Source organism: Ruminococcus sp. RTP21484sp1_RTP21281st1_A8_RTP21281_210402 (assembly GCF_040914025.1).
Taxonomy (GTDB): Bacteria; Bacillota; Clostridia; order Lachnospirales; family Lachnospiraceae; genus Blautia_A; species Blautia_A faecis.
Genome location: NZ_JBCPGE010000079.1, coordinates 1 through 10,778, shown reverse-complemented (window position 1 = coordinate 10,778; position 10,778 = coordinate 1). Strand labels below are relative to the sequence as shown.

The window sequence follows — 10,778 nt, the reverse complement described above, 5'->3', positions numbered from 1 at the left end:
GGCTTAGGACGTATTCCTTTTATCTACTTCATGAAGATGAAAGATCGAGGACAGGTTTTATCAAGGAACAGTATGGGATCGGTGGAAGCAGTCATGCACTGTCTGGTGCCGATGATTCACACGCAAACTATGATGGAAAAGGATTGTTTCTTGCAAGAGGTGCTTATGGGAATCCATATACGTCAATTTTATTATCCTGGAATAAAGTTGCAAACAGAGTAGCTTATCTGATAAAGAATGACCAGTTCCTGCAGGCAGAAGATTATGCTCGTATGCCGGAATATGAACGAGAGCAGATGGCAAATAAGGTACTCCGCTTTTATGACCGTCTTCCGGAAGAGATAGACAGACCCTTTACAGATGACTTCTTCTGGGAAAAACCAGGAAAAGAAATGGTCGCAGTATTAGAGAATCCAGAGCAGACAGAAGAACTGTTACAGAAGATGGATGCAGCATTGGCAGCTCTGCCATTGGATTTTGAAGCGTATGGGACAAACTATCAGCAGAAAACAGAACTTCTTTCGGAACTCCACCAGTATGCAGAAGGAACCTATACGATATTCCCGACACCGGAAGCAGAACCGTCTTTTGCGGAACCATCCGGACACCAGATGACCATGTTTGATTTCTTGGATACGAAGGCAGTGGCAGAACCGACCGTAGTAGATATGTCAGATGTGGAGGAAATAGAAGAGGAAGAGGTTACTGCCGAAGAATCTATTCTGGAAAGTCAGGAACAGGAAAAAGCTGTGATAGAACCATACAACTTCCGTATCCAGGATAATGACCTTGGTGCAGGCGGTCCGAAGGCAAAGTATAAGGCAAATATGGAAGCCATCCATTTGTTACAGACTTTGGAGAAAGAAGAACGTCTGGCAGCACCCGAAGAACAGGAAATTTTATCCCGTTATGTTGGCTGGGGTGGTATCCCGCAGGCATTTGAGGAGAGTAACAGCAGCTGGGCAGATGAGTATCTGGAATTAAAGAATACCTTATCACCAGAAGAATACAGAGCAGCAAGGGCATCGACCTTAAATGCTTTTTATACATCCCCGACCGTGATCCGAAGCATGTATGAAGCACTGGAAAATATGGGACTGAAACAGGGAAATATCCTGGAACCATCGTGTGGAGTCGGTAACTTTATGGGACTGATCCCGGAGAGTATGGGCAAAGCCAATATGTACGGTGTGGAACTCGACCCGGTTTCGGGCAGGATCGCAAAACAGCTTTACCAGAAAAACAAGATTGCCATACAGGGATTCGAGGAAACCAGTTATCCGGACAGCTTTTTTGACTGTGTGATAGGCAATGTTCCATTTGGAGCGTATCAGGTCAGTGACCGCAGATATGACCGGCATCATTTTATGATCCATGATTATTTTATTGCAAAATCCCTTGATCTGGTCCGTCCGGGCGGCGTAGTGGCTGTAGTAACTTCCAGTGGAACGATGGATAAGCAGAATCCGGCAGTGAGACAGTATATCGCAAATCGGGCAGAACTGCTTGGAGCCATCCGATTACCGAATAATGCGTTCCAGAGAAATGCCAATACCAGTGTTGTTTCTGATATTTTGTTTTTCCAGAAAAGGGACAGGGCATCCATTGAGGAACCGGAATGGTTAAATTTAAAGGAAATACCGGAAGGCTATTCGGTCAATGCTTATTTTGCAGAGCATCCGGAAATGGTGCTTGGTGATTTTACTACAGAAAGTACCCAGTACGGAAAGCAGGAAGTGACCGTAAAACCAAAAGAAGGCATTACCTTAGAAGAACAGTTAAAAGAAGCTATCAGGAATATCCATGGCACGATTACGGAACTGGAACTTTCGGATACAGAGCTGGAGGAGGATGTTGTCTCTATCCCGGCAGACCCGGATGTAAAGAATTTCAGTTTTACCGTAGTGAATGAGGAAGTCTATTACCGGGAAAATTCTGTGATGAACCGCATGGAGCTTCCGGCAATGACAGCGGAACGTGTCAAAGGGATGGTGAAGATCCGTGATGTTACGAATGAACTGATCCAGTGTCAGATGGAAGAGGGAAGCGATGAACAGATCATAAAGCTGCAGGGAAAACTCAATGAAGAATACGATACCTTTACAGCAAAATATGGTCTTATCAGCAGCAATGCCAATAAGAGGGCATTTAGTCAGGACAGTAGTTATTGTCTTTTGACTTCTCTGGAATTTCTGGATGATAAGGGAGAACTGAAACGGAAAGCGGATATTTTTACCAAAAGGACAATCCGTAGGGCAGAAACGGTAACTTCCGTGGATACTGCCAGTGAAGCACTTGCGGTTTCTATTGGTGAGAGGGCAGGCGTTGACCTTTCCTATATGGCACAGCTTTCCGGGAAAACAGAAGAGGAGCTTACTGAAGAACTGGCAGGGGTGATCTTTAAGAATCCAATCGGTGAAAAATGGGAGCCGTCGGACGAATATCTTTCTGGAAATGTGAGGGAGAAACTTCAGATTGCCAAACAGTTTGCAGAAGATCACTCGGAATATCAGGTGAACGTGCAGTATTTGGAGCAGGTACAGCCAAAAGATCTGGATGCATCAGAGATTGAGGCGAGACTTGGGGCAACCTGGATCTCTGAGGATTACATTACACGGTTCATGGCAGAAACATTCCATACACCAAGATATTATGTAGGGAGCAAGGTCAAAGTCCAGTATGCCGAAGTGACCGGACAATGGAATGTTATGGGAAAGAATGTGGACAGTTACGGAAATGCTCTTGTTACTTCCACATATGGAACGCAGAGAGCCAATGCCTACCGTCTTTTGGAAGATGCCTTAAACCTTAGGGATACCAAGATTTATGACACGGTACAGGATGCCGAGGGGGAACACCGGGAATTAAACCGGAAGGAAACAATGCTGGCACAGCAGAAGCAGGAACTGATCAAAGAGGAATTTTAGGAGTGGATATTTAAAGACCTGCACCGACGGGAAGATCTCTGTAAGATCTATAATGAACGATTTAACAGCATCCGTCCACGGGAATATGATGGAAGCCATATTCAGTTTGTCGGCATGAACCCGGAGATCACCTTGATGCCGCATCAGAAAAATGCAGTGGCTCATGTGCTGTATGGAAATAATACGTTACTGGCTCATTGCGTAGGAGCAGGAAAGACGTTCCAGATGATCGCAGCCGGTATGGAATCAAAACGGCTGGGACTCTCACAAAAGAATCTTTATGTTGTGCCAAACCATCTGACCGAGCAGTGGGGCAGTGATTTTCTACGTCTCTATCCGGGAGCAAATATCCTGGTGGCAACGAAGAAAGACTTTGAGCCGGCAAACCGAAAACGGTTCTGTTCCCGTATTGCGACAGGGGATTATGATGCCGTGATCATCGGCCATACGCAGTTTGAGAAAATCCCTCTTTCAAGAGAACGGCAGATTGCCATGCTGGAAGATCAGATCGCAGATATTACGTTTTCCATTGAAGAAGCGGCACATCAGGCAGGGCAGAATTATACCATCAAGCAGTTGGAAAAAACAAAGAAGAGTCTGCAGGCGAGGATGAAGAAACTCAATGACCAGACCAGAAAGGATGATGTAGTAACTTTTGAGCAGTTGGGTGTAGACCGGCTGTTTGTGGATGAGAGCCATAGTTTTAAGAACCTTTTTTTGTATACAAAAATGCGGAATGTGGCGGGTATCTCACAGACGGATGCACAGAAAAGTTCGGATATGTTTATGAAATGCCGGTATATGGATGAACTGACAGGCGGCAGAGGAATCACCTTTGCTACAGGTACTCCTGTATCAAATAGTATGACCGAGCTTTACACTATCATGCGTTATCTCCAGTATGACACACTCATGCGTATGGGTATGGGACACTTTGATTCCTGGGCGGCAACGTTTGGGGAGACAGTAACCGCAATCGAGTTCGCTCAAGTATTATAGGCATATGGAAGCAATTTTAATTCCATACAGAAATACGCTAAAAAACAAAGAAAAAGGAAATGTTGGAACAGACAGGAAGCAAGGAAGCCAGAAATAGATATGGATTAGCAAAGAAAAAAGGCAATAAATGAAGCATAAGTGAAAAGCGACAGAAGGTGCGAAAAGCATTTTATGCTACCTCTTTCAACATTTAAAATGATAATGTAAAAGTAAAGGTTTGTTTAAGATAGTAATTAAAAAATTTAATACTAAAAAAACGAAATACACAAAAACTACAAGAAAAACTGATAAAATAAAAAAAACGGAAAATAAGAGGTAGCTAAGAATGAAAAAAATTTTAATTATAGAAGATGATTTGGATATTCAAGAGCTGATACAGTTTTTTTTAGAGGATCAAGGGTATGAAGTGATTACGGCATCTGATGGAATAGATGGTATTGCGGTTTTTCTGAAAGAACAAATTGACTTGATACTGCTCGATATTTTACTTCCTAAAATGGATGGGTATGCAGTTTGTGAACTAATACGAAAAGAATCGGAAGTACCAATCATTATGATAAGTGCATTGGGAAGAGAAGAAGACCAGATAAAGGGATTTGAAATGCAAATAGATGACTATATCCCCAAGCCGATTTCTCTTCCAATTATGATAAAAAAAATAGAAGCTGTTCTGCGTAGATATGAAGGAGTAGATATAACAAAAGATCACGAGTTAAAATACAGAGAGATAATATTGATTGTAGGAAATTATCAAGTGAAAATAGGGAAAAAGTTAATTGATTTGACACAGAAAGAATATGAAATTTTGAAAGAATTGATTGAAAATCAGGGATGCGTGATAACAAGAGAGAGCTTTTTAAATCGTCTATGGAAATATGAATTTGAAGGTGAAGAACGTGCAGTTGACAATCATATCAAAAATTTGCGGAGAAAATTGGGAAAAGCAGGGGATTATATAAAAACGGTAAGAGGGGTGGGGTATCGAATTGATAAAGCTAATTAGAGAACATTTGTCTACAAAAATATTTATAATTACAGTATGCTTATTGATTACTGTTGGTAGTGCGATTTATGGAATGGTTGCATTGGGGATGTCACGGAGCTATTTTTTAGAGTTGGATAGAAGTTTGAGTAATCAGACGGAAAAAATGGTACTTCAATTATCGAATACTTCAGTGCAGGAAATAGATGGAATATTAAAAATGTTTGCATTGGAGCATGGGATTTCTATTGTCTTAAAAGATAGTGACGAAAAGGTACTTGGTATATATGGAGATATGGAATATTCACTGGCTCCTGGAACAGATGTAGAAGATATTCTGTTAGGCAGTGGGATAACGGAATCTTATTCCTGTAAGTTAACGAATGGAAAAACATATTGGATTCAAGTGTTTGGAAACAAGGAGAAAGTAAATATTGGACTGGAATCATTAAAAAGAATTTTACCTATGTTGGGGGCTATTACTTTTTTGGCAGCATTAGCTATTGCTGCTTTATACACAAAATATATTACGCGTTCAATTTTAAAGGTGAGTGAAGTTTCAAAAAAAATGGCAAATCTTGATTTTCGAGTTCGATATACAGAAGACCGGAGGGACGAGATTGGAATTTTGGGAGAAAATCTGAACGAACTTTCGGAAAAATTAGAGAGTGCTTTGGATGAATTGAAAGAAAAAAATACTGATTTAGAGAAAAGCATCAAACTTGAGCAGCAACTGGAACAACAACAAATGGCTTTTTTTTCAGCTGTTTCGCATGAATTAAAAACTCCGATTACAATTCTAAAAGGACAAATTCAGGGAATGTTATTAGAAGTAGGGGGATATAAAGACCGAGATAGATATTTAAAACGTTCTTTTGAAGTAGCTAATTCCATGGAGAATATGGTGCAGGAAATTCTGTATGTTTCAAAAATTAGAACATCGGGATTTGAGTTGAAATTGATAGATATACCACTTCACCAACTTGTTGAGAATGTGATTAAGGAACAGGAAGATATGGCTATTGATAGGGGATTACAGTTTCATATACGAATAGAAGAATCAACTTGGATACGGGCAGATGAAGCTCTTTTCACGAAGGTCATAAGTAATGTGGTAGGAAATGCAATTAAATATACGAATGAGGATGGAAATATATGGGTTGGAGTGTATAAAAGAGGTGAAGAAATAATTTTTTGGATTGAAAATGAAACGGAATCTATTGATGAGAAAGAAATTCCAAAATTATGTGATGCATTTTATCGTATTGATAAATCCAGAAATAAAAGAACTGGTGGAAGCGGCTTGGGATTATATATTACAAAAATGATTTTAGAACAGCATCAGTTTCCTTATTGTATTGAAAATACAGAAAAAGGCATAAAAGTGGAAATAAGATGTTATGAACCAACCAGAAGGCTGTTGTGACGGAAAATCACAACAGCCTTTTTATACATATAAAATACATAAAAAAAACGGGAAAATCATACATTCAATTTTTATAATATAAAGAAAAAATATGTAATGGAGGATTTTTTATAAATGAAGAAAAAAATATGTATAGTATTATGTTTGGGTTGTATAGGAACCGTATCAGTTGTTGGGTGCAGCAATAAAAATTTTGATTCAAAAGTAACAGGGGATAATCAGACAACTACCGAGAATGTATCTGATATACTGAATGATCAAGAGAAAAAAGAAGGCGGTTACGAGAACGAGTCAAGTAGTAATGCTGATGACAAAGAGAACTCAGCGGACGATTCAGAAGTGTTGGCAAATGCAGATTTGCGTGGAGCTGTTTTGGAATTTTCAGACACAGGATGTAATATCAGCATAGGGACGCAGACGGATGATGCAGAAATGGTTCCTGCTCCGGGAGCGGTTGTTGAAGAAATGAATCAGGTGAAAATAGTATATGGAGAAAATACCTATTTTCAGATTTCTCATTCAACGATGACGGGTATTACGCTTGAGGATTGCCGGAAAGAAGAAGTGAAAAAGCAGTCAATGCTCTATCTGTATGGGGATTACCAGGAGGATGGTACGTTTTTGGCTAAAAGGGTAATTATTGACCGATTTGAAAAGGAAGGAGAATGGGAATGAATTTTGCAGAAAGAGCATTCCGCTACCTTTTCAGGAAAAAAGGAAAAGCGATTATCTTGTTTTGGGTATTGCTTATTACCGAAACAATGATTTTATCTACTGTCACTATATTACGGGCATCCGAAGTAGCAAGAATTGAACTATTAGGGAAATCAAAAGCGAAATTGTTGATCGAACGGGAAAAAGCGGAGGAATTGTTTACGGATGATGAATACAAAAAACTTGAGAAACTGGAAAATGTGAAGGCGGTAAATCGAGTAGCAGAAGTGCAGTTATATCCAATGGATTTTAAAATTATAACGAAAAGTGAGAGTGTTGATGCAGACAACCAAAAATTGCGCATAATGGCCTACGATAGCCTTGAAGATGATGGCCCATTTGCTGACGGGCAAATTCATCTGACGAAAGGAAAATATCCTCGCAAAGAAGGTGAAATAGTAGTAAATCAGTTTCTTGCAGAAGTAAATCAATGGGAAATAGGGGAAACTGTTTGTTTCAAATCTCATTCAGGTGAACAATCACAGGCAAGCATATCAGGAATCTATATTTCGGGTATAGAAGAAAAGCAAGGGAAGGAACCATTAGCAGTAAACAGAATTGAAAATACAATTTATGGAAAACCCGAGTTCGTATGTCATTTACAAGAAACGTGCGGATATGAAAACTTAATCGTATATGTAGATAATCCAGAGCAGTTGAGCAGAACACAGCTAGAAGTAACACGCATTTTGAAAAACTATAGAGTGATGAAAGCAGATAACCTGTTTCAGAAAATGGAAATTCCGCTCTTACAAGTTGTTAGGGTTGTAAAAATGATGTTGGGATTATCGGTTGTATCGTCTGTACTTGTAATAACATTGCTTTTGTCTATGTGGATGAGAGCCAGAAAGAAAGAAATAGCAATTTATGTGAGTCTTGGAAAAACAAAAGTAGATTTGTTTATGCAGATTATTTTGGAATGCTTTTCAGTATTTGGATTTTCTACAATAATAGCTCTTTATACTGGAGATAAGATGCTGATAGTATTGGAAAAGTTTTTAGATTGGAAAAGTATTGGGGCTTTTACATCTATGCAAATATATGCACAAAATAAAGATATATGTTATCTCATATTATCAGGAACAATAATTTTATTGCTTTCTATTTCTATTTCACTTTTTCCAATATTATGTACAAAGCCAAAAAAAATTTTAGCAGAAATGGAGGGATAACATGAATGTTTTACAAAGAGGAGTACGTTCAGTGTTAAGAAAACCGATAAAAAGTATTATTCTATTGTTTATTGTAATTGTTATGAGTGGCCTATTTTTAGGTGCTATGGCAAGCCGTTCAGCAAGTATTTATACACAAGACGCTACAAGACAGGCAATAGGGGCTACCTTTCGCATAGAAGGAAATGAGGAGAATAGGAGAAAGCGATTAGATCAGGCAATGGATGTACTGGGTGATCGGGAGGGCAGTTATGGAGGAGTTACTCATAAATGGTTAGAAAATGGGGCGGATATGGTAGTTACAGATAACTCATTTGAGACGGTTAAGGAAGATGATGTAAAAAAAATAGCTCAGGTGGAGGGGATTGAGGAATATAATTTGATAACAATAGCAACTGTTGTGAATCCGGTCAATTTTTCGAGAATAGAAGATTCAGATATGGATCAAAGTACGGATGTAGGCGGTGTCAACCTACGAGGTAATCGCATAATGGAAATGGATATGGACGTATCTGCAGGTAAGATTTCACTGATTGAAGGAAGAATGATTGAAAAAGATGACAGGGATGTTTGTGTCATCTCGAAAGAATTGGCAGAACTAAACCATTTAAAAACTGGGAACTTATTAAAGTTTAATGATTACCATGACAAAGAACATTCCACAATATACAGTGCCGAGATTATCGGAATTTATGAAACAAAGCAAGAACGAAAATCTATTATGTATGGGGATTCTTATCGTCCAGAAAATACAATATTTACGGATATGAGTTTCCCGGAAAAACCATCCGGAAATGAAGGAAATCCTTTCTATCAGTATGCTATATTCAAAGTCCAAAATGCAGGGAAGTACGATCAAGTTAAAAAGTCTGTACAGAAAGCGAATATAGATTGGTCACGATATGACTTAATTGATAATAATGGAAATATTAAAAATATGACAGAAAATTTTGGGCAGATGGATCAGATGAGTATGGGATTATTACTAATAGTTTCAGTGTCAGGTCTTGTGATTTTAGTTTTAGTTTTTCTGTTTTGGATAAAAAATCGTACGCAAGAAATAGGAATTATGATGTCACTTGGAAAGTGCAAATTTGAAATATGGGTACAGTTTTTATGGGAAGCAGTAATGATAAGTATTATAGGGATGTTGTTATCCTTTGCAATTTCCCCAATTATTGCAGAGACTTCAGCTTCATATTTAGCGAAAGAAACGCAGACCTTAAGGTTAGAACAGCAGGAACAGGAAAATACTGGTACCTATATAGATGGATATATTGCACCGGATTTAAAAATACAAGATGTGGAGGTTCATATAACGAAAGAAATGGTTCTGATGGATATTGGGATGATATCAGGTATTTTGATTATTGCAGTATTAGTAGCAGGAATCACGATAATGAAGAAAAGGCCGAAGCAGATATTAAGTGAAATGAGCTGAATAACGGGGTAGGAGGTTATAGAAATGAGTAAAAATGCAGGAAACATTGTTCTTGAGGCAAAGAATGTTGTCTATTACTATAAGGCGAATAAAGGCAAAAAAGTTTTAGATGATATATCATATGGCTTTGAGATAGGAAAAATGTATGCCATTTTGGGACCAAGTGGTTCCGGTAAGACAACTTTTTTATCGCTTTTGGCAGGTTTGGATTCTCCGACGGATGGGGGAATTTATTATGAAGGGGTAAATATAAGAAAAAAAGGACTACACAACTATCGAAAGAAAAATATGTCATTGGTTTTTCAGAATTATAATCTGATAGATTATTTGACTCCAGAAGAAAATGTGATGCTGGGTGGAAAGAAAGACATAGAGAAAATTTTGGAAGCGGTTGGAATACCGAGGGAAGACTGGAAACGGCAGGTCTTACAGTTATCAGGAGGACAGCAGCAGCGAGTGGCTATTGCAAGAGCATTAGCAAGTCCTGCGAAGGTATTGCTTGCAGATGAACCTACAGGAAATCTGGATGAAGAAATTGCAGACGAAATTATTAAGATATTGATGAAAAGTGCGCATGAAATGGGAAAAAGTGTAATTGTCGTAACACATAGCAAAAAAATAGCTGATGCTGCAGATGTGGTACTTAAAATCCATGAGGGGAAATTGTATCATTTGGTTTAAGTGAATGTAAAGTTATAGTGTTTTATAGCATGAAATAATATGAGGTGAGCTGTATAGGAAAAATTTTATTGCTATCTTTTGATGGAGATGAAGAAAATTTAATAGAATCTGTTATTTCCATTTTGGATGCTGGTAGAGAAAAATTTATATTTCAAAAAATGAATCTAAAATCGAACTTACAACACAAGGGAATAATGCTTGACTTAGAGCGACGAGAGGTTATGCGGAATAATGATAAAATTGCCTTGACTTATACAGAGTTTGAAATCCTCCAGCTTCTCGCTCAAAATCCCGGCAGGGTATTCAGTAAAGAACAGATTTATGATATGGTCTGGCAGGAACCGTATTCCGGTGATTACAACATTGTGATGAGCCATATCAGCCATATTCGGGAAAAAATAGAGGATGATCCGAGTCATCCGGTCTATATTCAGAC

General features: G+C 38.5%; 7 protein-coding genes and 1 pseudogene. All 8 read left to right on the top strand.

Annotated features, from left to right (window positions below; translation table 11 throughout):
- Positions 1–3,914, top strand: a pseudogene (locus tag AB5170_RS21885) (SNF2-related protein); the annotation flags it as partial.
- Between the two features lie 337 nt (positions 3,915–4,251).
- Positions 4,252–4,929, top strand: coding sequence for a response regulator transcription factor (locus AB5170_RS21880; protein WP_055056588.1), 678 nt, complete (start codon positions 4,252–4,254; stop codon positions 4,927–4,929).
- On the top strand, positions 4,913–6,334 hold the full coding sequence (locus AB5170_RS21875; protein WP_055056589.1) for a HAMP domain-containing sensor histidine kinase: 1,422 nt from the start codon (positions 4,913–4,915) through the stop codon (positions 6,332–6,334). The genes AB5170_RS21880 and AB5170_RS21875 overlap by 17 nt, the downstream gene beginning before the upstream one ends.
- A 114-nt stretch (positions 6,335–6,448) precedes the next feature.
- Positions 6,449–7,009, top strand: a complete 561-nt coding sequence (locus AB5170_RS21870; RefSeq protein WP_055056590.1) for a hypothetical protein — start codon at positions 6,449–6,451, stop codon at positions 7,007–7,009.
- Entirely contained in the window at positions 7,006–8,220 is a 1,215-nt protein-coding gene (locus AB5170_RS21865; protein ID WP_055056591.1) for an FtsX-like permease family protein, read from the top strand. Before AB5170_RS21870 ends, AB5170_RS21865 begins: the two co-directional genes overlap by 4 nt.
- 1 nt (position 8,221) lies before the next feature.
- Positions 8,222–9,661, top strand: a complete 1,440-nt coding sequence (locus AB5170_RS21860; protein ID WP_055056592.1) for an ABC transporter permease — start codon at positions 8,222–8,224, stop codon at positions 9,659–9,661.
- 24 nt (positions 9,662–9,685) lie between these two features.
- Positions 9,686–10,342 (top strand): ABC transporter ATP-binding protein, encoded by a 657-nt coding sequence (locus tag AB5170_RS21855; protein ID WP_179978636.1) that lies wholly within the window; start codon positions 9,686–9,688, stop codon positions 10,340–10,342.
- Positions 10,343–10,410: 68 nt separating this feature from the next.
- The coding region (locus tag AB5170_RS21850) for a winged helix-turn-helix domain-containing protein (RefSeq protein WP_368365158.1) at positions 10,411–10,778 on the top strand (368 nt) is incomplete at its 3' end.